Below are 325 nucleotides of genomic sequence, written 5' to 3'. Positions count from 1 at the left end.
AGCTTTATAAAGTCTAAATATTGTTTTTAAATTCCTAATTTAAATTCTTTTATTTTTAAATACTTAAATATAAGCTTTAACTATTTTTATATTTCTTCTTTTAATTCCAGTACTTATTACTTAGCTAGGTTGGATTTAGTTTGGAGTGGTTGGAGTGGTTGGAGTGGTTAGAGTGGTTAGAGTGGTTAGAGTGGTTAGAGTGGTTAGAGTGGTTAGAGTGGTTAGAGTGGTTAGAGTGGTTAGAGTGGTTAGAGTGGTTAGAGTGGTTAGAGTGGTTAGAGTGGTTAGAGTGGTTAGAGTGGTTAGAGTGGTTAGAGTGGTTAGA

The 325-nt window shown here is 33.8% G+C and carries 1 protein-coding gene; it reads left to right on the top strand.

From position 1 onward, the window contains the following. Positions 1–145 precede the first annotated feature (145 nt). On the top strand, positions 146–325 hold a 180-nt coding region (locus AVANS14531_RS09290), incomplete at its 3' end, for a hypothetical protein (protein WP_336612168.1).

The sequence above is a fragment of the Campylobacter sp. Cr9 genome (assembly GCF_020138295.1).
Taxonomy (GTDB): Bacteria; Campylobacterota; Campylobacteria; order Campylobacterales; family Campylobacteraceae; genus Campylobacter_E.
Note: the sequence above shows the minus strand (reverse complement) of the source record. Positions and strands in the feature narration are given on the sequence as shown.